Origin of the sequence: Pseudofrankia sp. DC12 (genome assembly GCF_000966285.1) — a bacterium.
Taxonomy (GTDB): domain Bacteria; phylum Actinomycetota; class Actinomycetes; order Frankiales; family Frankiaceae; genus Pseudofrankia.
Map to the genome: position 1 here is coordinate 4,224,087 of NZ_KQ031391.1, position 23,445 is coordinate 4,247,531.

Genomic DNA, 23,445 nt, shown 5'->3' on the forward strand with positions numbered 1-23,445 from the left:
GCTCTCGGGACCAGGTTCCGCGCCTGATCGGCGGTGGGCCGTAGCCTGGCTGGCGGTGTACGCGGGCAGGGCTGAGGAGCAGGCATGAATGTGACGATCGTGGGCGTCGGCCGGCTGGGCGAGGCGTTGCTGGCCGGGCTGCTGCGCTCCGGCGTCGATCCCAGGGAGATCGTGGTCGCGGAGAAGGACCCGGCCAGGGTGGCGAACATCTGCGCCCAGCACGGGGTCACGGCAGCCGCCCCGGCCGAGGCGGTGGCCGGGGCCGACGTGGTGATCGTCGCCGTCAAGCCGTACGACATGGCCGGGCTGCTGGCCGACATCGGCGCCAAGCTGGCCCCGGGCGCGTTCGTGGTGTCGCTGGCGGCGGGGATCACGCTGACCTTCCTGCAGGACGCACTGCCCGCCAGCACGCCGGTGGTGCGGGTGATGACCAACACCCCGCTGCTCGTCGGCGCGGCGATGTCGGCGATCTGCGCGGGCCGGCACGCGGGTGACGGGGAGCTGGCCCGTACCGAGGAGCTGCTCGCCGCCGTCGGCCGGGTCGTCCGGGTCCCCGAGTCGCAGCTGGACGCTGTCACGGCGCTTTCCGGTAGTGGCCCGGCTTACTTCTTCTACCTGATCGACGCGATGATCGAGGCCGGGGTGCTGCTCGGTGTCCCCCGCCCGCTGGCCACCGAGCTGATGGTGCAGACGGCGCTGGGCTCGGCCCAGATGCTGCGCGAGACCAGTGAGCACCCGGCGCTGCTGCGGGAGGCCGTGACTTCCCCGGCCGGGACCACGGCGGCCGCGCTGCGCGAGTTCGACCGCCAGGCGGTGCGGGGAGCGATCCTCGACGCGCTGGTGGCGGCGCGTGACAGGTCCGTCGAACTGGGCGGACCCAGCTGAGCTGACGTGTCCGCGCCGAGCGGGTGGTACTGTCCGGCCACCGTAGCCCTGGCCGCGGCCGGTGCGCTGGGCGGAACCGCGCGCTGACTGGCCGTGTCAGGGCGGCCACCCATCCAGGCCGGTGCTGGGCGGTAGGCTCACCCGGTAGCTCTCCTCCACACAGATCGGTCGTATTCGTGGGTTCTGTTATCAAGAAGCGTCGCAAGCGGATGGCGAAGAAGAAGCACCGCAAACTTCTCAAGCGCACCCGCGTCCAGCGTCGCAACAAGAAGTAGTCGGCAAGAACGCCCCGAGGCCCCCGACGTCGCGCGTCGCGCGGCCGGGGGTCGACTGGTGAGCGGCCACGGATGCGCGATCGCTGGTCGCGTCGCGCATCCGGCCGGGCGTCAACCGGTCCGGCCCACGGCGCTGGATGCCGCCTCCCGCCTCCCGCCGCTCGTCCGGGCGTCTCCTGCGAGCCGCGTCCACGGGCTGCGGGCGCCGCGCTCGGGACGGGGGCATGTATCCCCGAGGTTTCCTCGTCGTGGTTGCGCCCGGCTGGGACCTTGGTCCTGTGGGACGCTGCTCGCCGGGTGGCAACGAGGCCACCCGTGCGTCTGCGGGGTGCGACTGATGACGTCGAGCGAGGCGAGCACGGGCATAGCAGCCGCGGCGGGCGATGGCGCCGGCTCGGCGGGATGGGTCAACTTCCTTTCGGACTACGGGCTCGACGACACCTGCGTCGGCGTGGTTCACGGGGTCATCGCCCGGCACGCGCCGGGTGCCAGGGTTCTCGACGTCTGCCACGCGGTCGCCGCGCAGGACATCGAGCATGGCGCCGGCCTGCTGGCCGACAGCGTCTGCTACCTGCCGGTAGGCGTGCACCTCGCGATCGTCGAACGGCTCGATGTCGCCGCGGCCGCCGACAGTGCGCGGCCCGGGGGGCACCCCGCCGCCTCGGCCGCGCGGGGCGTCGCGATTCGCACGGCCGACGGATCGACCTTCGTCGCCCCGGACAACGGCCTCACCTCGCTCGCCTGGGACATCCTCGGTGGCGTGGTGGCGGCCCACGAGATCTCCAACCCGGCGCTGTGGCTACCGCTGCCGAGTGTCGTCTTCCGCGGCCGGGACGTCTACGCCCCGGTCGCCGCGCGGCTGGCCGCTGGGCTGGCCCTCGCCGAGGTCGGGCCGCGGATCGACGCCGGGTCGCTGGTCAGGCTTACCCGGCCTGGCTGCGTCGTCGATGACGACCATCTGCACGCCCGGGTGCTGGCCGTCGATCACTTCGGCAACCTCTCACTCAACGTAACTAGGCAGGATCTTGAGGCCGCCGGCGTGCTGCTCGGCGACCAGGTCGAGATCCGCGCCGCCGGGCGTCAGCACCTGTTGCCCTTCACCTACACCTACGGGGACGTTCCGGTCGGGCGGGCGGCTCTGTGCGAGGACGCGCTGCACCGGGTCATGCTCGCCGTCAACTGCGGACGCGCCAGCGACCTGCTGCGGCTGCGCCGCGGCGACGCCGTCGTCATCGGCCAGCCGCCGCGTGAGCCTGCTTTCGGCTCCCCGTCGGGGTCGGCCGAGGGGGCTGGGCCGGTGGCGCGGGCGACCTCGGTCGTCAGCCTGCCGGCGCTCGCCTGAGCCGCTGCTGGCGGCAGGTGACCGCCGGGTTGCGGGCGGGCGGCCGCCGTCGGGCCGGTGACGCTACGGAGTGGAATCGCGTCAGAGCAGGCGTACGATGACCGGGACGCCAAGGCACGGCCCGCATCTGACGGCGCCCTGGGAGCCCACATGAGACCACGCCGCGTGCTTGTCACCGGTGTGTCCCGTCCGCTAGGCGCGGACGTCGCCCGAGCCCTCGCGGCGAGTCCGCAGATCGAGACCGTGATCGGGGTCGACACGGTCGCGCCAGGCGACGACCTCGGCCGGACGAGGTTCGTGCGCGCCGACATCCGCAACCCGCTGATCGCCAAGGTGATCGGCACGGCCGGCATCGACACCGTCCTGCACCTGAACCTCATCGCGAACCCGGTCGTCGTCGGCGGCCGGACGGCGATGAAGGAAATCAACGTCATCGGCACGATGCAGCTGCTCGCCGCCTGCCAGAAGTCGGAGACGGTCAACCGGCTGGTCGTCCGGTCCACGACGACGATCTACGGCTCCTCGCCGCGCGACCCGGCGCTGTTCACCGAGGACATGGAGCCGCGCCAGCTGCCGCGCGGCGGCTATGGCAAGGACGCCGTCGAGGTCGAAGGCTACGTAAGAGGTTTCAGCCGCCGCAGGCCGGATATCGCGGTGACCGTGTTGCGGTTCGCGAACATCCTCGGCCCCGGCGTCGACAGCCCGTTGGCGCGTTACTTCGAGTTTCCGGTCGTGCCGACCGTGCTGGGCTTCGACCCGCGCATCCAGTTGCTGCACTCGTCCGACGCGCTCGCGGTGCTGCTACGGGCCGCCGGGGGAGGGCACGCAGGCACGTTCAACGTCGCGGGTGACGGCATTCTGCTGCTCTCGCAAGCCGTCCGTCGGTCTGGTCGGCCGCCGATCCCGGTGCCGTTCCCGGCGGTCAGCTCGCTGTCGAGGCTCGCCAGCCGGCTTCGGGTGGTGGACTTCCCGCCCGAGCAGGTCGGCTTCCTCGCGCACGGCCGTGCGGTCGACACGACTCGCCTGCGCGAGGTCTTCGGCTACACGCCGCGCTACACGACCGCGGCGGCGTTCGACAGCTTCGTCAGGGAACGGGGCCTGCGCCCGACGATCGACCCTGAGCAGGTCGTCAAAGCGGAGCAGGCCCTGCTCGGCCTGTTGGCCCGGCGCCGGTTGGTGGGTGCGCCGTGACCGCCGCCGGCCAGCCGCCGCCCGGTGAGGCCCAGATCATCCCGTTGGCTCGCCCAGCTCGCCGGGCCGGCGCGAAGGCGCCCGGCGCTGGCAAGCCGTCGCCCGCAGATCCAGGTGGTGGTGACGCGGAGTCGCCCGGCGCGACGATCTCGCCGATGGGTCGGGCTATCTCGTCTGGCCGTGTTGCGCTGCCGAACTCCCGCCCCGCCCCCGAGTCCGGCGCCGCGACAGACGGCGCGCCGTCGACGAGCGCGGGAGCCGTGGACGCCCGGCCACGGCCGAGTTCGCGGCTCGGGGCGGGCCCCAGCCCGACGGCCGACAGGGGATCTTCGCCGGACCTGAGATCCTCGGACCTCGCCGCGGCCACGGACCGAACGGCCGCGTCGGATCGGGTTGCCTCATCGAGCCAGCCGGCGCCCCTGCGCGGAGGCGCGTCGGCCGGCGCCGCGGCGCGCGCGGACGAGCCCCGGAAACCGGAGCTGTTGCCCGGTGACGAGCCGAAGTCGCCCCGGCGGCGAGCCGGCGGGTCCGGGTCCGCCCGCGGCCCGGCGCTGGCCGCGGCCTCCGGCCCAGCGCGGACAGCGACCACCCGGACGAGAGCCGCGCGGCCCGCGCCCCAGGACATCGACCAGCCCGCCCCGACCGACGACGACAGGACCGCGCGGGACGCCGCCTCTGACGCCCCTGCCTCCTCCGGCGGTGTTGCCGGGTCCAGCCAAGCTGCCGCGTCCAGGCGCTCCGCCGCGTCCAACCGAACCACGCCCTCGAAGCGCGCCGCCCCCTCGAGCCGCGGCGGCTCTGCCCGCGCGACAGGTCCTGCCGCAGCGGGCAAGGACGTCGATGACCTGGCGGCCAAGGCCGGGACCGCGACGAGCCGCGGGGCCGCGCGGAGCCGGGCGCAGCGAGCGGACGCCGCGCCGCCGCCGGCCGGCACAGCCAGCGCTTCCACCCGAGCTGGCGCGACGACGAAAGGACCCGGGCGGTCCAGGACGGCCCGGGTCGTCGCCGAGCGCGCCGGCGGGGAGCCGGAACAGCCGGGCGACCACCAGGCGACGCACCCGGCGCGCCGCGGCGACGACCACACGCCGCAGCGCCCCGCTCGGGCGCGCGCCGCGGCCGCGACGTCCGCAGACGCCACGACCACCCCGCTCGCCGCCCCGCCGAGCGCCGGGGAGCAGCCCATCGCGGACCCCGCCGGCCTCGAACGTGCCCTCGCCGGCATGTTGGCCTTCCTGCGGCGGCGGATCACCGGGGACTACGACATCGACGAGCTCGGCTTCGACGCGGACCTGACCGAGCATGTCGTCGCCCCTCTACTGCGCCCGGTCTACCGGAACTACTTCCGGGTGGAGACCCGGGGCCTGGAGAACATTCCCGACACCGGTGGCGCGCTGGTCGTCGCCAACCACTCCGGAACGCTGCCGATCGACGCGCTGATGACCGCGATGGCGCTGCTGGACCACCATCCAGCCCACCGCTACCTCAGGATGCTCGCCGCCGATCTGGTGTTCTCGCTGCCGTTCCTCGCGCCGATAGCCCGCAAGACAGGCAACACCCTGGCCTGCCAGGCCGACGCGGAGCGGCTGCTGGGCAAGGGCGAGCTGGTCGGCGTCTGGCCGGAGGGCTTCAAAGGGGTCGGGAAGCCCTACTCGGAGCGGTACAAGCTGCAACGCTTCGGTCGCGGCGGCTTCGTCTCAGCGGCGCTACGGACCGGGGTGCCGATCATCCCGTGCACGATCGTCGGCGCCGAGGAGATCTACCCGATGCTCGGCAATTCCAAGACGGTCGCCCGGCTGCTCGGCCTGCCGTACTTCCCGCTGACGCCGGCCTTCCCCTGGCTCGGCCCGCTCGGCATGGTCCCGCTGCCGTCCAAGTGGCTCATCGAGTTCGGCGAGCCGGTCGACACCTCGTCGCTCACCCCCGCCGCGGCGGAGGACCCCATGCTGGTCTTCGAGCTCACCGACCGCATCCGCGAGACCATCCAGCACACCCTCTACGGCCTCCTCATGCAGCGCCGCTCGGTCTTCTTCTAGCCCGGCCCGGGGCAGCGCCGGAACCGAGCCCCGTCAAATTCGGGGGGAGTACCACCCGAACCAGGACTGTCGCACCCATCAGGCATGATCCGCGCATGCCCACCAGCACCCACGAGGCGCCACTCGGCCTCGTGCGACTTGACCCCTCACTGCCGGACTGGGTGCAGACCGAACTCTTCGGAGACCCGGCCCCGCCGTTCGACCATGCCCGGCTTCACGACCCCAACGTCCGCCCTCGTACCTACCAGGCGGACGCGATGGTGTTGTACTGCGACGCCCAGGACAAGCCGATCCGAGCGACGGTCTATGAGGTCCAGCGTGGCCGGGACCGGACCAAGCTCGCCTCGTGGAAGCTCTACATCGGCCACCTCGAACGCGAGTACCAGATCAAGGCCTCGCTTGTCGTGTTCATCCCCAACCGGTCCGTGGCCGGCTGGTATCGCAAGGAGATCATGGGGGACACGCGCAGCGCTGCCCGGCTGCATCCGAGGCTCTTCACACCCGACGACGTCCCTCTTGTCCTTGACGAGGGGGAGGCCGCTGCGCACCCGGCCCGGACGCTGTTCGCCACGATGTGCCACCTGGACGATGAGAAGGTCCGGGAGATGCTGCCAGCGCTGCTGGCCGCCATGAGCACGCTGGCACCGGACATGAAGATCTTCTACGATCGAGAGATCGTGGCGAAGCTGCCCGCGTCAGCCCGGGCCTACTGGGAGGAGCTGGTCGTGAACACTGCCGTCGGTCGGCGTTACAGCCTCGACCTCGTCGCCGCCGCGGCGGCAGAGGCCGAAGCCCGTGGTGAAGCCCGTGGCGAAGCCCGTGGTGAGGCCCGTGGTGAGGCCCGTGGCGAAGCTCGGGCAGTCGTTGCTGTGCTCCGCAACCGTGGGGTGGCGGTGCCTGAGGCGATTCGAGGCAGGATCCTGACCTGCACCGACACCGAGCAGCTCGATCTGTGGCTTCGCCGCGCGATCACCGCTACGACGGTGGAGGAAGTCACTCAGAGCTAGATCGCCCCTGGCGTCGACCACTTTCGGTCGCTTCTCAGTGACCAGTGCGAGGACTGTCTGACCCATCAGTCATGATTGGCGAATGAGCAGTCGAGACTCAGAACCGTCGATCCCGCTGAGGGTCTATTTCGAAGAGACGATCGTTGACGCCTTGCCGCCGTCAGCCCGAGCGGAGTGGGACCGGCTCGTCGAGTCGACGCCGATGGGCCAGCAATATCGCTCCAAGGCCTACAACGAGGTCGATGCTTTCGCCGAGGCGCGCGGCCGGGCGTTCTCGGTGATTAGCGTCCTTGAGACCCGTGGCGCGGAGATACCCGTCGAGCTGCGGGAGCTCATCCTGGACTGCCAGGACAGCGAGCGACTCGACCTTTGGCTGCGTCGAGCGGTCACCATCAGGCTCGGCCCGGACGGCGTCCCGGTGGCGGGTCAGGCTTCGCCGTAGCGGCGCTTGAGGGCCATGCCGGCGGCGACGCCGCCGGCCAGGGCGCCCAGGCCGGCGGCGGTGGGGATGCCGACCTTCGCGGCCTTGCGCGCGGTGCGGAAGTCCTTGATGGTCCAGTCACGGTCCCTGGCGGCGGACTTCAGGTCCGGGTCGGGGTTGACCGCGACGGGATTGCCGACCATGGACAGCATCGGCAGGTCGTTGATCGAGTCGGAGTACGCCCAGCAACGGGTCAGGTCGAGGTGCTCGCGGTCGGCGAGCGCTCGGACGGCCGCGGCCTTGCCGGGACCGTGCAGCGGGTCACCGACGAGGTGGCCCGTATAGCGACCGTCGACGACCTCGGAGACGGTGCCCAGGGCGCCTGTCAGGCCGAGCCGCCGGGCGATGATCGAGGCCAGCTCGACAGGCGTCGCGGTGACCAGCCAGACCCGGTGGCCGGCGTCGAGGTGCTGCTGCGCGAGCGCGAGCGTGCCCGAGTAGATCTGCTCGGCCATCCGCTCGTCGTAGATCTCCTCGCCGTAGCGGACGATCTCGCTGACCTCCCGCCCGGCCACGAAGGCGAGTGCCGCCTCCTTGGCGTTGTGCATGCCGTTCGGGTCCTCCATGCCGCGCAGCCGGTAGCTGACGTGCTGCCAGCCGAACTTCAGCAGGTCGCGCGAGTCGAAGAAGTCGCGGGCCGCGAGTCCCCGGGCGAAGTAGAAGATCGACGCGCCGGCCATCATCGTGTTGTCCACGTCGAAGAACGCCGCAGCCGTCGGGTCCGGCGGCGGCTTCGGCGCGACCTCGGCCGCCGCCTTCAGGGCGGCGGTCGCCGCGGCGTCGGCCGCCGCGGCGTCCGCGGCGGTCATGTCATCCTTGTGCGGTCGCAACCACATCTCATCTCCCGGCTGTCCACGGCGTGTGGCGCTCGGCTTCCGCGGCGCGTCGCGGGCGGCGCTGGGTGGTGCGCGGCGGACCCGCGTCACCGCGGGGCGTGACCAGGTCCGGCCGCCATCCTGCCATCCGGGCGGCGGGGGACCGGCCCACCCGCCGCTCGCGGCCGGCGCGCCGGTCCCGCCGGGATGCCCTGGCGTGTCCCGTGGCTCTGCCACTGGTGCCTCCGGAGGCGAGAAGAAGGACCACATCCCGTACTCCTTAGGCCTGCGCACCCGAGCCTACGGCCCGTCAGCCGGTGCGCGTCGGAGGAACTGCGCACCAGACGCGGCTCGTTCCCTCGTCATGGGTACGGCCGGCGGATGCACGGTGACGGGGGCCGGACGCCCAGATGGCGAACAGGTTTGCTAACCAAAGGTGATCAGTCGGTCATGATAAACGACCGGTCGGATCGGCGGCAGACCGTGCCCCGTGGCCGATCGGCCCGGGCCGGACGCCGGCCCGGGCCGCGCCGGAGGAGACTCGACCCGACGAGGACGGTTTGACGATGTCGACGGGAGCGGCCGTGAGCGAGGCTCGGATCACTCTGATCAGCAGGGTCGGCTGCCACCTCTGCGACGACGCACGCGCGGCCGTCGCCCGGGTAGCCGGCGAGGCCGGTGTCGGCTGGCGGGAGCTGGACGTGGACGCCGACCCGGCTCGGGCGGACGAGTACGGCGACCGGGTGCCCGTTGTCCTGGTCGACGGCCGCGAGCACGGCTACTGGCGGGTCGAGGAGACGCGCCTGCGCGACGCCCTCGCCGGCCGCCGCTGGTCCCTGCGCTAACCCTCGCGAGACTCGCGGCGCGCGCGACCCGCCGCCTCCAGGTGTGAGCCCCGCAGGGTATCGGAGGCTCGTGGACATGCGCCGCCAGACTGACGCACCCCAGGAACCGACCCTGGACAAGCGCCCGCCTCCGCACTCGGACACCTCCCCCGACCACTTTGTGAACTCTTTCACGAAGTCGTAGACTCGGCCGTGCTCGGGCAGTTGCCGCGCGCGACTGGTGCGGTTACTGGCCGGCCGTCTGCCGGTCGCCCCGTCTGAACGGCCGGCGACCTGGACACAGCTCCCCGCCTCGGCAGACGGAGCCTTCCCGTCGTCGCGTCCGAACAAGGCGCGACGGCCTGAGGCCTCAGCGAGACGGGAAAGGCTCGCTGCTGTCGCGGACCACGCCCGGCCGCGGCCAGACCGCTGGAGGAGCCGCGCCTCATGAGCCCGCCCCGGCGCCCGTCGAGGGAGAAGCGACCCCGCCCGGCGGTCCCCGACGCGACCGTCGCCCGGCTGCCTCTCTACCTGCGAGTGCTGACCGGCCTGGCCGATGACGGCGTCGAGACCGTGTCGTCGGACACGCTGGCCGCCGCCGCAGGGGTGACTCCGGCGAAGGTGCGAAAGGACCTCTCGTACCTCGGTTCCTACGGCACCCGAGGCGTTGGCTACGACGTCGACGTGCTGCTGGACCGGATCTCGGCACGCCTCGGGCTGACCGAGGACCGAGGCGTGATGCTCGTCGGAGTAGGTAATCTCGGGCACGCGCTCGCGCGCTATGGCGGTTTCCCGGCGCGTGGGTTCCGGATTGTCGCGCTCGTCGACGCCGATCCCGCTCGTGCCGGTGCGCTTGTCGGCGATGTGGAGATCCGGCCCGTCGCCGAGCTGGAAAGACTGATCGAGGACTATCAGGTGACGATCGGTGTGATCTGTACCCCGGCTGGAGCGGCGCAGCAGGTCTGCGACCGGCTGGTCGCCGCGGGGGTCACCAGCATCCTCAATTTCGCGCCGGTTGTGCTGTCCGTGCCCGACGGGGTCGATGTGCGTAAGGTCGACCTGGCGGTTGAGCTGCAGATCCTCTCGTTCCACGAGGCGCGCAAACGCCCGGACCGGTCCGCCGAGCCGCGCGTCCGGCCGGCCGCCCCGGGCACGCTCCCCCTGGAGGGGGCGGTAGGCGCACTCTCCCCGGATGGGGCGACAGGCTCGCGGCCTGAACTGCGCACGGTGGAGGCGGAAGGGCGCACCCGGGGAATCGCCCCGGTGGAGCGTGGGGACGCGGAGCCGGCGCCCATAACGGCGGTCGGAACGGAGGCCGTCATGCGGCTGGCCACAGGAAGTGAGGGCTCGTGAGCCTCCTCGCCGTCGGTCTGAACCACCGGACCGCGCCCACCGCGTTACTGGAGCTCGCCGCGGTCTCGGGCGACGACGCCCCCAAGGTCCTCGGCGACCTGGTCCAGGCCGACCACGTGGTCGAGGCCGTGGTGCTGTCCACCTGCAACCGCACCGAGATCTACGCCGAGGTCGACACGTTCCACGGCGGCCTCGCCGACATCTCCGACACGCTGTCCCGCGTCTGTGGCGTCGAGCTGTCCGAGCTGTCGCCGCACCTGTACGTCCATCACGAGGCGCGCGCGGTCGGGCACCTGTTCTCAGTGGTCTGCGGCCTGGACTCGATGCTCGTCGGCGAGAGCCAGATCCTCGGCCAGGTCCGCGGTGCCTTCCGCGGTGCCCAGGAGGCCGGCACCGCCGGCGGGGCCCTCGCAGCCCTGTTCCAGACCGCGCTGCGGGTGGGCAAGCGGGCCCACAGCGAGACGTCCATCGACGCCGCTGGGGCGTCGATCGTCTCGGTCGGCCTGCAGATCGCCGCCGGTAGCCTCGATGTGCGGCGCCCGGAGCGGCTGTCCACCGACGTCACCGAGATCGACGGCGCTGCGCCGGCCGAGGTGACAGACCCGGCCAGCCAGCCGCTCACGGGCTGCCGGGTGCTCATCATCGGCGCCGGCGCGGTCGGCGGCCTGACGGCGGCGACCGTCCGGCGGGCGGGGGCAGCCGAGCTGGTCGTGGCCAACCGCACCCCGGCTCGCGCCGCCGCGATCGCGGAGAACCACGGCGCCCGCGTCGTCGGCCTGGCCGACCTGCCGCACGAGGTCGGCCAGGCGGACCTGGTCGTGTCCTCGACCGGTGCGACCGGCCTGGTGGTCACCTACGAGATGGTCGAGGCGGCCTCGGTCGCCCGGTCCGGCCGGCCGCTGGTCTTCCTCGACCTCGCCCTGCCACACGACATCGACCCAGGGGTGCGCGCGCTGCCCGGCGTGACCCTCGTCGACCTGGAGTCGCTGCGGGTCGCGCTCGATGGCGCGCAGGTCTCGCACGATCTCGAGGCGGTCCGCGCGCTGGTGGCCTCCGAGGTCGCCGGGTTCCTCAACAAGCGTGGGGCTGTGCGGGTCGCGCCGACGGTCGTCGCGCTGCGCGCCCAGGCCGCCGGGATCGTGCAGGAGGAGCTCGACCGGCTGCGCGGCCGGCTGCCCGATCTGGACACCCGGGAGTGGGAGATGGTCACCGGGACCGTCCGGCGCGTCGTCGACAAGCTGCTGCACGCACCGACGGTGCGGGTCCAGCAGCTAGCCGGTGGGCCTGGTGGCGACTCCTATGCCGAGGCGCTGCGTGAACTGTTCGACCTACCCAGGGAGGTGCCGGCCGTCGTGTCGGCCCCCGACCTGCTGGAGCAACCGTGACCCTCTCATCCTTGACCTCGCTGGGCCAGCTGGGCCCGGCCGCCGGCCGAAAGCCCGGCGCGCTGGCCGCCGCCGGGCCGGCGGTCCAGGCCGGCGGCCAGCCGAGCCGGCTGCGGTTGGGGACCAGGCGGTCCGCCCTCGCGCTCACCCAGTCGGGACTGGTGGCCGACGAACTGCGTACCCGGCTCGGTGTCGAGGTCGACCTCGTCCACATCGTCACCGAGGGTGACCGTAACCGGGCCGAGATCAGCCAGCTTGGGAGCACCGGGGTGTGGGTCAGCGCACTGCGTGAGGCGCTGCTGGCCGGCGAGGTCGACCTGGCCGTGCACTCGCTCAAGGACCTGCCGACGGCTGCCCCGGAGGGCATCACGCTCGCCGCGATCCCGGGGCGCGAGGACGTCCGCGACGTTCTTGTCTCGCCCTCCGGCCGTACGCTCGCCGAGCTCGGCCCGGGCGCGCGGATCGGCACCGGTGCGCCGCGCCGCGCCGCCCAGCTGCGGGCCCTCGGACTCGGCCTGGACGTGGTGGCGATCCGCGGCAACGTGGACACCCGGATCAGGAAGGCCGTCGACGGCGAGGTCGACGCGGTCGTGCTCGCCCGCGCCGGGCTCGCCCGCCTGGGCCGGCTGGACGCGATCACGGAGGTGCTGGAGCCGGAGGTGATGCTTCCGGCGCCGGGCCAGGGCGCGCTCGCGATCGAGTGCGCGACCACGACGCTCGCTCCGTTGACACTGCTGACGGTCGGCACCCCGGAGGACCAGGGGGCGGTCACGGGGATGAGCTGCCCGGTCGCGCCCGGAAGCGGAGTTGAGATTCCGCTTGAGCGACTGCTACGGTTTGTGCTCGACGATGCACCGTCGTCCGTGGCGGTCAGAGCGGAACGCGCCTTCCTGGCGGCGATCGAGGCGGGTTGCACCGCCCCGGTCGGCGCGTTGGCGCAGGTGGCTGACGGCTCCGCCAGCGGAGGTGAGCTTCGCCTGCGCGCGGTGGTCGCGTCGCTGGACGGCAAGACCGTCCTGCGCCGTGAGCTGGAAGGTCAGACCGCCGACCCGGAGGCGCTGGGTAGGCGCCTCGCGGACGACCTGCTGTCCGCAGGAGCACACACGCTGATGGGAACCCGCTGACGTCATGGCCACTCGACGAACGAAGAAGCCAGTATCCCCGGTCGCCCTGGTGGGCGCCGGGCCCCGTGACCCCGGCCTGCTGACCGTGCTGGCCGTCGAGACCCTGCAAGCCGCCGACGTGGTCGTCGCGGATCCGGACGTCGCGCCCGCGGTGCTCGAACCGCTGGCCGCCGAGGTCCTCAAGATCGGTGACCTGGACGCGCCGAAGCCGATCCGCGACGCGGAGGCCGCGACGGCCGCCGTCGTCAGCCGGGCGCGCGCCGGCGAAAAGGTCGTCCGGCTCTACTCGTCCGATCCGTGGCTCACCCGGATCGGCGCGAACGACGCGCAGTCGCTGGCCAAGGCGAAGATCCCCTACAAGGTCATCCCCGGGATCGCGACCGGCGCGGCCGTCTCCACCTACGCAGGCGTCGCCCCCGGCCTTCCCGTGACCTACGCGAGCACCACCGGCGTCTTCTCGTCCAGTGGTGAGCTGCCGGTGGCGTCGCCGTTCGGGCCGGACGCCGTCGGCCTCGGCTCGTCGCCGTTCGGTAGCTCGCGTGGCCTGATCGGGCGGCCGCTCGGCGGCTCGCTGGGCGGTGGCCTCGGTGGCGGGCTGGGCTCCAACGGTGGTCTCGGTGGCGGCCTCGGCGCGGGCGGGCTGGGCGGTGGCCTCAGCCTCGGCGCCGGGTTCGGCGGGCTGGGCGGCACGGTCGCGGGCGTCTCGGACGTCGACTGGGCCGGCCTCGCGCAGGCCCCGGGCACCTTGGTGATCACCGCGGCGCCGAACGAGATCGGCAAGGTCGCGACCGCCCTCGTCGAGCACGGCCGGCCGGGCGACACCCCGACCGCGGTCACCGTCGATGGCACCACCACCGACCAGCGGACCGTCAGCTCCACCCTCGACCGGATCGAGAACGAGGCCGCGCCCCTGCTGGCGAACTCCAGCCAGCCGCCGGCCCAGGTCGTGCTCTCGATCGGCCCGGTGGTCGCGACCCGCGCGAAGCTCTCCTGGTGGGAGACCCGGGCGCTGTTCGGCTGGACCGTGCTGGTGCCGCGGACGAAGGAGCAGGCCGCGATCCTGTCGGACCTGCTGCGCTCGCACGGCGCGAGCCCGCTGGAGGTGCCGACGATCGCCGTCGAGCCGCCGCGGACCGCGGCCCCGATGGAGCGGGCTATCACAGGCCTGGTCTCGGGCCGTTACCAGTGGGTCGCGTTCACCTCGGTCAACGCGGTCAGGGCCGTGCAGGAAAAGGTCGAGGAGCGCAGCCTTGACGCCCGCTCGTTCGCCGGCGTCAAGGTCGCCGCGATCGGCGAGGCGACGGCGGAAGCGCTGCGGTCCTTCGGTATCCGGCCAGACCTCGTGCCCACGGGCCAGCAGTCGTCGGAGGGCCTGCTCGCCGACTGGCCCGAGTACGACAGCTCGCTGGACCTGCTCGACCGGGTACTGCTGCCGCGGGCCGACATCGCCACCGAGATCCTTGAGGCGGGCCTGAAGGAACGCGGCTGGCAGGTCGACGACGTCACCGCTTACCGGACGGTGCGCGCCGCGCCGCCGCCCGCGCCGATCCGGGAGGCCCTCAAGGGCGGCCGGGTCGACGCCGTCGTGTTCACCTCGTCCTCCACCGTGCGGAACCTGGTCGGTATCGCCGGCAAGCCGCACGAGACGACCGTCATCGCGTGCATCGGCCCGAAGACCGCCGAGACCGCCCAGGAGCTGGGCCTGCGGGTAGACGTCGAGGCGCCGGAGGCGACGATCGCCGCGCTGGTCGGGGCGCTCGCCGACTTCGCCGCCGAGCACCGTGAGGAGCTCGGCAAGGTCGGCCCGCTCGCCGCCCGGCTGCCGAAGCCGCGCCGGGGCCGGCGGTGACCACCGGGGGCTGGCCGGCGGGCGGTTCGCCCGCCGGCTTCCCGCTCGCCCGGCCGCGCCGGCTGCGCCGGACGCCGGCGCTGCGCCGGCTGGTGTCGGACGTGCGGCTGCACCCGGCGGATCTGATCCTCCCGGCGTTCGTCAAGGAAGGCGTCAGCGAGCCGGTGCCGGTCGGGTCGATGCCGGGGGTCGTCCAGCACACCAGGGACTCGCTGCGCAAGGCGGCGGCCGAGGCCGCCGAGGCGGGCGTCGGCGGGATCATCCTGTTCGGCGTGCCGGCGCAGAAGGACGCTCGTGGCTCGGCCGCCGACGACCCGGACGGGATCGTGCAGCTGGCGATCGCCGACCTCGTGTCCGAGGTGGGCGGGTCGATGGTCATCATGGCCGACCTCTGCCTCGACGAGTACACCGACCACGGCCATTGCGGCCTGCTCACCGAGACCGGCGACGTGGACAACGACGTGACGCTTGAGCGGTACGCGTCGATCGCCGTGGCGCAGGCACGCGCCGGCGTCGAGGTGGTCGCGCCGAGCGGGATGATGGACGGCCAGGTCGGCGCGATCCGGGCGGCCCTCGACGGCGCGGGGTATCCGGAGCTCCCGATCCTGGCCTACTCGGTCAAGTACGCGTCCGCCTTCTACGGACCGTTCCGGGAGGCCGCCGAGTGCGCGCCGCAGTTCGGCGACCGGGCCGGCTACCAGCAGGACCCGGCCCGCTCGGCCGCCGAGGCGCTGCGCGAGGTCGCCCTCGACCTGGCCGAGGGCGCGGACGCCGTGATGGTCAAGCCGGCGCTCGCCTACCTGGACGTCCTGCGGGCCGTCGCCGACGCCGTGGACGTGCCGGTCGCGGCCTACCAGGTCTCCGGCGAGTACGCGATGGTCGAGGCGGCCGCGGCCAACGGCTGGGTCGACCGTGACCGGATCATCAACGAGACGCTGACCGCGATCCACCGCGCCGGCGCCGACCTGATCCTCACCTACTGGGCCACAGAGGTCGCGCAGAAGCTGCGCCGCGCCTGACGCAGGCCCTGGCTCGGGCGCCAACGCGCGGCGGGTCGGGGTGCCAGCCCACCGAGTGCAGCGGCCAGCAGCGAAATCGCCGCTGGCCGCTCGGCGCCTGCCCACCCGGGCGTTCCAGGGCTCCCCGGTACCCCCTGGGAGTAGTCCTCTCCAACGGCCTGCGTCTGCGCCGTTTCACCCGTCGGTCCTGACTCGACGGTCCTGGGCGTTGGCAGTGGGAATCGGGCAACCTCAGCGCCCGGTTTGCACCTTTTCCTCAGTCCCACCTAGGGGCCCGGTGTGCGTCTGGGAAAAGTTTCGGTAACCGTTCATGACAGGTGGGCCGGTTCGCCAATCCCGAGGTGGCGGGCGTGCCACCGTGTGACCTATCTGGCGCGCTATGTGGTCTCTCGGACACGGCAGGACTGGTCGGCCAATATCGGCACAACGCGGGGTGCGACGACGGCGCCGCGTCGACATAGGCGACCACGTTCCAGGCCGCTCGCGAAGCAATCGCCTTGAGGGAGCGAATGAGCGCGGCGACGAAGGAACCAGCCGAGCCGGTCCTCGGACCGGCCTGCCCTAGCGAAGGGTTACCAAGAAACGGTCATGACGGCCACCCAGCCGGCGCGGCAGCCCGCGCCAACGGCGGTCCCCGCCACCCCAGCCACCGAACCGGAGCCCGCGGCCGCGGCGCCGGACGAGGGTGACGGCCCAGCACCGACGGCCGAGGACGTGACCTCGGCCGAGGCCGCCCAGCCGGCGGCCGAGGCCGAGCCGGACCAGCCTGAAGGCGCCAGGCCGACGGCCGGCAGCGAGCCCGTCCCCGTCGACGCCCCGGAGCTGCTGGCCGAGGTCGTGCCAGAGCCGGCTGGCGACGCCGAACCGGACCGGGCCACCGTCACCCAGACCCAGACCCAGACCCAGCCTGAGCTGGACCCGGTCAGTGAGATCGCCGTGATCCTCGCGGAGGCCGAGCCGGTCTGGGCGATCGACGCCAAGGACCTGGTGAAGACCTATCGCGGCCGGCGTCGCGCGGACCCGCCGGTGCAGGCGGTCCGCGGGATCACCCTGCGAGTTCGGGCTGGAACGATCTTCGGGCTGCTCGGTCCGAACGGTGCCGGGAAGTCGACGACCGTACGCATGCTGGCCACGTTGACCCGCCCGGACGCCGGTTCGGCGACCGTCGCCGGGCACGACCTGCTGCGCGCCCCCTGGGAGGTCCGCCGCCTGATCGGGATCGTGCCGCAGCGCTCCGGGGCCGACCCGGACGCCACCGGCAGTGAGAACCTGCTGCTGCAGGGCCGGCTCTACGGACTCGGCGGGGACGGGCTCGCCCGGCGGGCCGGCGAGCTGCTCGACCAGTTCGGTCTGGCCGACGCGGCCAACCGGCTGGCCCGCACCTACTCGGGCGGCATGCTGCGCCGCCTCGACGTGGCGATCGGCCTGGTCGCCCGCCCGGCCGTGCTGTTCCTCGACGAGCCAACCACTGGCCTGGACCCGGAGGCCCGCGCGGTGATGTGGGCCGAGATCGAGTCCCTCGCCGCCGACGGCCTGTCCATCCTGCTGACCACGCACTACCTGGAGGAGGCCGACCGGCTGGCCGCCCAGGTCGCGATCATCGAGAACGGCCTGGTGGTGGTCCAGGGGACGCCCGACGAGCTCAAGAGCGAGCTGCATGGCGACGCCGTCAACCTGGAGCTCGCCGCGACGCCCGACGCGGCCCAGGCCGACACGCTGCGCGCCCGGCTGGCGGCCCTGCCCGGCGTCGGTGAGGTGACCCTGACCGGACGCGCGGTGCGGGCCCGGGTCGACGGGGGCGCGGCGGTTCTCCCGGCGGTCCTCGCGGCGGTGGACGGTGCCGGCTTGGTCAGCGCCGCCGCCAGCGTCGCCCGGCCATCGCTCGACGACGTCTATCTGCGCCATGTCGGCCATCGGTTCGGCCGGCAGGAGGAGGTGGCCTGATGACGGCGATCACCGAGACCGCGGCGATCGCGGCTCCCGTCCCAGCGGACGCGGCCGCCGGGGCAGCCCCCTCGGCCGCGGCGGCGCGTTCGGGCGCGCGACCGGTCGGGCGGGTCCAGTTCGGAGCGCTGACGGCCCGGCTGCTGCGCTCTCTGCTGCGCCGGCCGGCGTTCGTCGCGATCACCCTTGTGCAGGCGGTGGTCTGGCTGCCGCTGTTCGGCTCGCTGTTCCGTAGCGTGGCGACGGTGCCGGGCTTCGGCGCGGGGGACTACATCGACTACCTGACCCCGGGCGTCGCCACGATGAGCGTGCTCTTCTCCGCTGGCTGGACCGGGATCCGGTTCATCGACGACATGGAGAACGGCGTGATGGAGCGGCTGCTCGCCTCCCCAACCCGGCGCTGGGCCGTCGTCGGCGGCACCGTGGCCCACGAGGCGGTGATCGTCGCCGTGCAGGTGACGTTGGTCGTGCTGCTCGGCTGGGCGCTCGGCGCCCACCTGCGTTCCGGGGTTCCTGGAGTGCTGGTCCTGATCGTCGTAGCGGTGACGCTGAGCACGGCGGTCGCGGCGCTGTCCGACGCGCTCGCGCTGGTGGTGCGCCGCCGGGAGGCGCTGATCGCGGCGGCGAACTTCCTGGTGCTGCCCCTGACGTTCCTGTCGACCGCGATGATGCCCGCTGGTCTGCTGCCGGGCTGGATTCGCGCCGTCGCGCACTACAACCCGGCCAACTGGGCGGTGATCGCGTCGCGGGGCGCGATCGCCGCGGACCCCGACTGGGTGTCCGTCGGGTGGAACCTTCTCGGTCTCGTGGCGCTCGCCGGGCTGGCGTGGGCGGTGGCGGTCCGTGCCTTCCGGGGCTACCAGCGCTCGCTGTAGCCGGCCCGGCGGCTGACGACGCGGCGTGCCCGTCATTCGTGACGGGCCGTCGCGCGCGGGCTGCGCGGCTGCCGTCTGCTCCGTGCCGTGGCAGGCTACGGAGAGTGATGGCTCAGATGGTTCTGGTGCTGACAGCGGCGGCGGCCGTCGCGCTGGGCGCCTGGGTGTGGCTGGTGGTCTGCTGGGGTGGCTACTGGCGGACCGGCCAGCGGCTGCCAGCGCGGCGCGCACCGGCGAAGTGGCCGCCCGTCGCGATCGTCGTCCCGGCCCGGGACGAGGCGCTCGTGCTGCCGATGACCCTGCCCAGCCTGCTCGGCCAGGACTACCCTGGCCCGGTCACCCTGGTGCTCGTCGACGACGCGAGCACCGACGGCACGGCGGAGGTCGCCCGTGACCTGGCCGCCCAGGAGCTTGCTCGCCGGGCCGCCGCCCGAGACGCCGGTGACGCGGCCGCGCTCGGTGGGGTCGGGCTCACGGTGCTGTCCTGCACGCCGCCGCCGGCCGGCTGGACCGGCAAGCTCTGGGCGCTGCAGTACGGGGTCGAGTTCGCCGGCGAGGCCGAGTTCGTGCTGCTCACGGACGCCGACCTCGCGCACCGGCCTGGCTCGCTGCGCGCCCTGGTCGAGGCGGCGACGACCCATCGGCTCGACCTGGTCTCCCAGCTGGCGCGGCTCGCCATCACCTCCCGATGGGAGCGGCTGGTCGTCCCGGCGTTCGGCTATTTCTTCGCCATGCTCTACCCCTTCCGCTGGTCGAACCGGCCGCGGTCCGCGGTGGCGGCGGCCGGCGGCTGCTCGCTCGTGCGCCGCGAGGTGCTGCGTGACGCGGGCGGGCTCGCGGCGGTCCGCGGCGCGGGCATCGACGACGTGGCGATCGCCCGCCTGGTCAAGAACGCGGGCGGCCGGACCTGGCTCGGCCTCGCCGACCGGGCCGACAGCGTCCGGCCCCACCCGTCGCTCGCCGACCTGTGGAACCGGGTCGCCCGCGGTGCCTTCACCCGGCTGCGGCACTCGGCCGCGCTGCTCGCCGGGACGGCCGTCGGCATGCTGCTGCTGTTCGTGGTGCCGGTCGTGGCCACGGTGGCGGGGCTCGCCGTCGGCGCGTGGCCGCTCGCCGCGCTCGGCGGCGCCGGCTGGCTGCTGCTCGCCGGCACCTACCTGCCGATGATCCGGTACTACCGCCAGCCGCCGCCGGCCGCGCTGCTGCTGCCGGTGACGGCGATGCTCTACCTCGGGATGACGCTCGACTCGGCCCGGCGCCACCGGGCCGGGCATGGCGCCAGCTGGAAGGGCCGCACCTACGGCGACCCGGCGGCCCGCCACCAGCGGGCGGCGAAGCGCCGGGAGCCGGGCGTCGACGCGGGCCAGCTCGTGCCCGGCCTCGTGCCCGACCAGGCGCCCGCTCCCGTGGCGGACGCCGGCGCGGCCCGCCCGGCCATTCCTGACGGCATCTTCGGCGAGCCGCGCTGAGTCCCCGGCGACCCGCGAGATCTCACGCGACCCGGGAGCTGGCTCAGCCGGTGAGCGGGCCTGCCCAGCGGACCCGCTCGCCGGCTGTCGGCTGTCCGCCGGATTGGCCAACCGGCGGACGCGGCTACCCGGCGGACTGGGCCGCGGCGCGCAGGAAGGCCCGGGTGCGCCGCTCGTCGACGCTGCCCTCGGGAGCGAACGGCACGGCGACGAGATCGGTGGCACCCGCGGCCGCGACCTCGGCGACCCGGGCCGCGACGGTCTCCTCGTCGCCGATGATCGCGACGTCGGCCGGCCCGGCCGCACCCTCCCGGTCGAGCATCGCCCGGTAGGACGGGAGCTTGCCGTAGATCGCGAAGGTCTTGTTGGCCGCGGCGCGCGCGCCCTCGACGTCGTCGGTGACGCGGATCGGCAGCGAGGCCACCACCCGGGGCTCCGGGCGGCCCGCCTGCGCGGCGGCGGCCCGGATCGTCGGGACCGTGTGGTCGCGGATGGTCGCCGGCCCGGTCATCCACAGCACCGTCCCGTCGGTGCGCTCGCCCGCCAGCCGCAGCATCGCCGGCCCCAGCGCCGCGACCAGCACCGGCACCCGGCCGGACCGCGGCGTCGAGAGGCCCGCGGCGGCCCGCAGGGTCTCGCCCTTGAAGTCCACCGGCTGCCCGTCGAGCAGCGGCACCAGCGCGGACAGGTACTCGGACATGTGCCGCGCGGGCCGGGCGAAGCTGTAGCCGAACATGTCCTCGATCACCAGCCGGTGCGACAGGCCGATGCCCAGGGTGAGCCGGCCGCCGGTGGCGAGCGCCGTCGTCAGGGCCTGCTGGGCGAGCGCGACCGGGTGGCGTGGGTAGGTCGCCACCACCGCGGTGCCGAGCTCGATCCCCGGGACCTGGCTGCCGGCGACGGCGAGCGACGTCAGCGCGTCCAGGCCGAAGATGTGACTCATCCACGCGGACGTGAGCCCGTCGTCGGCGGCCTGGGCCAGCGCGTCCCGCAGCCGGGCGAGCGCGTCCGTGCCGCCGGGATCCGGCAGGATGGTCCCGATGCGCATGACGACTCCGATCGTTCGGCTCTTGGCACGAGGGCTGCCGTAATCTTCGTCGCCGCGAGGCCGCACACGCCATCGGGCCGGCCGGCCGCCACCGAGGCGGGCGCGGGCCGGAATGTCGCGGAGAGTGGTGGTTCGTCGACTCGGCCCGGCGCGGCATGAGTTGAATCACATCCTTCGCGGGACGGGCCTGGTGGGCGGGTAGCGACCTCCCGCGGACCTGCGAGGATCGGGGCATGCCTGTTCCCGCAGCCCCAGGCGGCCCCGCGCGTTCGGCCGGTGTGGTGGTCCCGTCCGCGGCCCCGGCCTCCGAGCATCTGTTCGCACGTGCCGCGCGAGTCACGCCCGGTGGGGTCAACTCGCCGGTCCGGGCCTTCCGGGCGGTCGGGGGTGTGCCGCGGTTCATGGTGTCCGGGAAGGGCGCCTACCTCACCGACGCCGACGGGCGTAACTACGTCGACCTGGTCTGCTCCTGGGGTCCGATGATCCTCGGCCACGCGCACCCGGACGTCGTCGACGCGCTGCACCGCGCGGCCTCCAGCGGCACCAGCTTCGGCACACCGACGCCCGGTGAGGTGGAGCTGGCCGAGGCGCTGGTCGACCGGGTGGCCCCGCTGGAGCAGGTCCGGCTGGTGAACTCGGGCACCGAGGCGACGATGAGCGCGGTCCGGCTGGCCCGCGGCTTCACCGGCCGCACGAAGATCATAAAGTTCGCCGGCTGCTACCACGGCCACGTCGACGCGCTGCTCGCCTCGGCCGGCTCGGGTATCGCGACGTTCGGCCTGCCTGACACCCCCGGCGTCACCGGCGCGGCCACCGCCGACACGATCGTGCTGCCCTACAACGACCTGGCCCTCGTCGAGTCGGTCTTCGCCGAGCACGGCGGCGAGATCGCGGCCGTCATCACCGAGGCCGTCGCGGCGAACATGGGCGTCGTCCCGCCGCTGCCGGGCTTCAACGCCGGTCTGCGCCGGTTGTGCGACCAGCATGGCGCGCTGTTCATCTTCGACGAGGTGATGACCGGGTTCCGGGTGTCCCGGGCCGGTTGGTGGGGGATCGAGGGTGCGGCCGAGGGCTGGGCGCCCGACCTGTTCACCTTCGGCAAGGTGATGGGCGGCGGCCTGCCCGCCGCGGCCTTCGGCGGCCGGGCCGACGTGATGGCGCGGCTGGCCCCGGCCGGCCCGGTCTACCAGGCCGGCACCCTGTCCGGGAACCCGCTGGCCGTCGCCGCCGGCCTCGCGACCCTGCGGGCCTGCACGGACGAGGTCTACGCGGCCGTCGACGCCCGCGCGGGAGACGTCGCGGGGATCGTCTCCACCGCGCTCACCGAGGCCGGGGTCGCCCATCTGCCGGCGAGCGCCGGCAACCTGTTCAGCTTCTTCTTCACCGACGCCGCCGCCGTCATCGACTACGCGGGAGCCGCTGCCCAGGAAGCCGCCCGCTACGCGGCTTTCTTCCACAGCATGCTCGACGCCGGCGTCTACCTGCCTCCGTCGGCGTTCGAGGCCTGGTTCGTCTCCGCCGCGCACGACGACGAGGCCGTCGAACGGATCGCCGCCGCGGCGCCGGCCGCGGCCCGTGCGGCCTCCGCGGTCGCCGACCCACCGATCGCCGCCGGCCGGGCCGGGGCGGTGTCCTCGTGACGCAGCCGGCGGCCGAGCCGGGGACGACCACCGTGCACCTGGTTCGCCACGGCGAGGTGTTCAACCCCGAGAAGATCCTCTACGGCCGGCTGCCGAACTACCGGCTGTCGGAGAACGGCGAGCGCCAGGCGAAGGTCACGGCCGAGTACCTCGCCGGCCTGGACGTGGCGGCGGTCGTCGCGAGCCCGCTGCTGCGGGCCCAGCAGACCGCGGCCCCGATCGCCGCAGCCCACGGCCTGCCGGTGCTCACCGACCACCGGCTGATCGAGAGCCGCAACTTCTTCGAGGGCCGCAAGTTCGAGGCGAGCCCCCGGCTGCTGCGGGACCCGAAGATGTGGTCGGTCCTGCGTAACCCGCTCAAGCCGTCCTGGGGCGAGCCGTACACCGAGATCGCGGACCGCATGCTGCGCGCGGCCGGGGAGTGGCGCGACGCCCATCCCGGCCGGAACGTCATCCTGGTCAGCCACCAGCTCCCGGTCTGGACGGCGCGGCGCGCACTCGAGGGCCGCCGCCTGTTCCACCGGCCCGACCGCCGCCAGTGCGGGCTGGCGAGTGTCACCTCCGCCGTCTACCGCGACGGGACGCTGCTGCGCGTCGGCTACGCCGAACCGAGCGGACCCACCGCCGAGGGCGCCGGCTCGGTCGGCGCCTAGGACCGTCGCCGCGGCCCGGGCTGGCTCCCACGCCTGGACTGACCGCCGATGGGGCTTGTCACAACCGTTCCCGGGGCCCCGGCCGTCGTCTGGGACGGGCGCGGCTTACTGTGGTGAGTGAAGTTCTACGGATGGTCGTAGATGTCGATGGTCCTGGAGTCGGATGGTCCTGGACGCCGGACGGTCCTAGACGCGGGTCCTCGTGGTCGGGGAGCGGGTGCGGCGACGGAAGG

At 73.4% G+C, this 23,445-nt stretch carries 20 protein-coding genes; 18 read left to right on the forward strand and 2 right to left on the reverse strand.

The features are described 5' to 3' along the window. Positions 1-84: 84 nt before the first annotated feature. The 7 genes from proC (at position 85) to FRADC12_RS16985 (ending at position 7,175) form a co-directional block, all read left to right on the forward strand. Positions 85-885 (forward strand): pyrroline-5-carboxylate reductase, encoded by an 801-nt coding sequence (gene proC, locus FRADC12_RS16960; RefSeq protein ID WP_045877378.1) that lies wholly within the window; start codon positions 85-87, stop codon positions 883-885. Between the two features lie 176 nt (positions 886-1,061). Continuing rightward, a complete protein-coding gene (locus FRADC12_RS30050) occupies positions 1,062-1,160 on the forward strand; it encodes a 30S ribosomal protein bS22 (RefSeq protein ID WP_003948845.1) in 99 nt (32 codons plus the stop codon). 337 nt (positions 1,161-1,497) lie between these two features. After that, positions 1,498-2,502 (forward strand): SAM hydrolase/SAM-dependent halogenase family protein, encoded by a 1,005-nt coding sequence (locus FRADC12_RS16965; protein WP_052710971.1) that lies wholly within the window; start codon positions 1,498-1,500, stop codon positions 2,500-2,502. A 150-nt stretch (positions 2,503-2,652) separates the two neighbouring features. Beyond that, positions 2,653-3,693, forward strand: coding sequence for an NAD-dependent epimerase/dehydratase family protein (locus tag FRADC12_RS16970; RefSeq protein WP_045877379.1), 1,041 nt, complete (start codon positions 2,653-2,655; stop codon positions 3,691-3,693). A 482-nt stretch (positions 3,694-4,175) separates the two neighbouring features. Further along, positions 4,176-5,726, forward strand: a complete 1,551-nt coding sequence (locus FRADC12_RS33230; protein WP_232303854.1) for a 1-acyl-sn-glycerol-3-phosphate acyltransferase — start codon at positions 4,176-4,178, stop codon at positions 5,724-5,726. Between the two features lie 95 nt (positions 5,727-5,821). Then, a complete protein-coding gene (locus FRADC12_RS16980; RefSeq protein ID WP_045877380.1) occupies positions 5,822-6,733 on the forward strand; it encodes a hypothetical protein in 912 nt (303 codons plus the stop codon). Between the two features lie 82 nt (positions 6,734-6,815). Continuing rightward, positions 6,816-7,175, forward strand: a complete 360-nt coding sequence (locus FRADC12_RS16985; protein ID WP_045877381.1) for a hypothetical protein — start codon at positions 6,816-6,818, stop codon at positions 7,173-7,175. On the opposite strand, the gene FRADC12_RS16990 is transcribed toward FRADC12_RS16985, so the two are convergent. Further along, positions 7,160-8,050, reverse strand: a complete 891-nt coding sequence (locus FRADC12_RS16990) for an HAD family hydrolase (protein WP_045877382.1) — start codon at positions 8,048-8,050, stop codon at positions 7,160-7,162. The two genes, FRADC12_RS16985 and FRADC12_RS16990, sit on opposite strands and share 16 nt — an antisense overlap. A gap of 545 nt (positions 8,051-8,595) precedes the next feature. On the opposite strand from FRADC12_RS16990, the gene FRADC12_RS16995 reads away from it, so the two are divergent. From FRADC12_RS16995 to FRADC12_RS17035, 9 genes are all read left to right on the forward strand, one after another. After that, positions 8,596-8,874 (forward strand): glutaredoxin family protein, encoded by a 279-nt coding sequence (locus tag FRADC12_RS16995; RefSeq protein WP_045877383.1) that lies wholly within the window; start codon positions 8,596-8,598, stop codon positions 8,872-8,874. Between the two features lie 426 nt (positions 8,875-9,300). Then, a complete protein-coding gene (locus FRADC12_RS17000; RefSeq protein ID WP_045877384.1) occupies positions 9,301-10,206 on the forward strand; it encodes a redox-sensing transcriptional repressor Rex in 906 nt (301 codons plus the stop codon). Beyond that, the gene (locus tag FRADC12_RS17005; RefSeq protein ID WP_045877385.1) at positions 10,203-11,591 is read left to right on the forward strand and encodes a glutamyl-tRNA reductase; all 1,389 of its coding nucleotides are present in this window, start codon (positions 10,203-10,205) and stop codon (positions 11,589-11,591) included. Before FRADC12_RS17000 ends, FRADC12_RS17005 begins: the two co-directional genes overlap by 4 nt. Further along, positions 11,588-12,715, forward strand: a complete 1,128-nt coding sequence (hemC, locus tag FRADC12_RS17010; protein WP_198152949.1) for a hydroxymethylbilane synthase — start codon at positions 11,588-11,590, stop codon at positions 12,713-12,715. The genes FRADC12_RS17005 and hemC overlap by 4 nt, the downstream gene beginning before the upstream one ends. A 4-nt stretch (positions 12,716-12,719) precedes the next feature. Next, positions 12,720-14,564, forward strand: a complete 1,845-nt coding sequence (locus FRADC12_RS17015) for a bifunctional uroporphyrinogen-III C-methyltransferase/uroporphyrinogen-III synthase (RefSeq protein WP_045877386.1) — start codon at positions 12,720-12,722, stop codon at positions 14,562-14,564. Then, the gene (hemB, locus tag FRADC12_RS17020; RefSeq protein WP_045877387.1) at positions 14,561-15,583 is read left to right on the forward strand and encodes a porphobilinogen synthase; all 1,023 of its coding nucleotides are present in this window, start codon (positions 14,561-14,563) and stop codon (positions 15,581-15,583) included. Before FRADC12_RS17015 ends, hemB begins: the two co-directional genes overlap by 4 nt. A 588-nt stretch (positions 15,584-16,171) precedes the next feature. Further along, a complete protein-coding gene (locus tag FRADC12_RS17025) occupies positions 16,172-17,527 on the forward strand; it encodes an ATP-binding cassette domain-containing protein (RefSeq protein WP_084010915.1) in 1,356 nt (451 codons plus the stop codon). Then, positions 17,527-18,402: an ABC transporter permease gene (locus tag FRADC12_RS17030; RefSeq protein WP_084010917.1), complete on the forward strand. Its 876-nt coding sequence runs from the start codon at positions 17,527-17,529 to the stop codon at positions 18,400-18,402. The genes FRADC12_RS17025 and FRADC12_RS17030 overlap by 1 nt, the downstream gene beginning before the upstream one ends. Positions 18,403-18,518: 116 nt before the next feature. After that, positions 18,519-19,871, forward strand: a complete 1,353-nt coding sequence (locus tag FRADC12_RS17035) for a glycosyltransferase (protein ID WP_045877388.1) — start codon at positions 18,519-18,521, stop codon at positions 19,869-19,871. Positions 19,872-19,995: 124 nt separating this feature from the next. On the opposite strand, the gene FRADC12_RS17040 is transcribed toward FRADC12_RS17035, so the two are convergent. After that, positions 19,996-20,919, reverse strand: coding sequence for a TIGR03564 family F420-dependent LLM class oxidoreductase (locus FRADC12_RS17040; protein WP_045877389.1), 924 nt, complete (start codon positions 20,917-20,919; stop codon positions 19,996-19,998). Between the two features lie 278 nt (positions 20,920-21,197). On the opposite strand from FRADC12_RS17040, the gene hemL reads away from it, so the two are divergent. Together hemL and FRADC12_RS17050 are read left to right on the forward strand one after the other, a co-directional pair. Then, the gene (gene hemL / locus FRADC12_RS17045; protein ID WP_045877390.1) at positions 21,198-22,559 is read left to right on the forward strand and encodes a glutamate-1-semialdehyde 2,1-aminomutase; all 1,362 of its coding nucleotides are present in this window, start codon (positions 21,198-21,200) and stop codon (positions 22,557-22,559) included. Further along, entirely contained in the window at positions 22,556-23,212 is a 657-nt protein-coding gene (locus FRADC12_RS17050; protein ID WP_045877391.1) for a histidine phosphatase family protein, read from the forward strand. The genes hemL and FRADC12_RS17050 overlap by 4 nt, the downstream gene beginning before the upstream one ends. Positions 23,213-23,445: the final 233 nt, after the last annotated feature.

Coding starts and splice junctions, on each gene's coding strand:
- FRADC12_RS17000 (WP_045877384.1), top strand. CDS start 9,301: ATGAGCCCGCCCCGGCGCCCGTCGAGGGAGAAGCGACCCCGCCCGGCG.
- FRADC12_RS16985 (WP_045877381.1), top strand. CDS start 6,816: ATGAGCAGTCGAGACTCAGAACCGTCGATCCCGCTGAGGGTCTATTTC.
- proC (WP_045877378.1), top strand. CDS start 85: ATGAATGTGACGATCGTGGGCGTCGGCCGGCTGGGCGAGGCGTTGCTG.
- FRADC12_RS16970 (WP_045877379.1), top strand. CDS start 2,653: ATGAGACCACGCCGCGTGCTTGTCACCGGTGTGTCCCGTCCGCTAGGC.
- FRADC12_RS17035 (WP_045877388.1), top strand. CDS start 18,519: ATGGTTCTGGTGCTGACAGCGGCGGCGGCCGTCGCGCTGGGCGCCTGG.
- FRADC12_RS17040 (WP_045877389.1), bottom strand. CDS start 20,919: ATGCGCATCGGGACCATCCTGCCGGATCCCGGCGGCACGGACGCGCTC.
- FRADC12_RS17025 (WP_084010915.1), top strand. CDS start 16,172: ATGACGGCCACCCAGCCGGCGCGGCAGCCCGCGCCAACGGCGGTCCCC.
- FRADC12_RS16995 (WP_045877383.1), top strand. CDS start 8,596: ATGTCGACGGGAGCGGCCGTGAGCGAGGCTCGGATCACTCTGATCAGC.
- FRADC12_RS17015 (WP_045877386.1), top strand. CDS start 12,720: ATGGCCACTCGACGAACGAAGAAGCCAGTATCCCCGGTCGCCCTGGTG.
- FRADC12_RS16980 (WP_045877380.1), top strand. CDS start 5,822: ATGCCCACCAGCACCCACGAGGCGCCACTCGGCCTCGTGCGACTTGAC.
- FRADC12_RS16990 (WP_045877382.1), bottom strand. CDS start 8,050: ATGTGGTTGCGACCGCACAAGGATGACATGACCGCCGCGGACGCCGCG.
- FRADC12_RS16965 (WP_052710971.1), top strand. CDS start 1,498: ATGACGTCGAGCGAGGCGAGCACGGGCATAGCAGCCGCGGCGGGCGAT.
- FRADC12_RS17030 (WP_084010917.1), top strand. CDS start 17,527: ATGACGGCGATCACCGAGACCGCGGCGATCGCGGCTCCCGTCCCAGCG.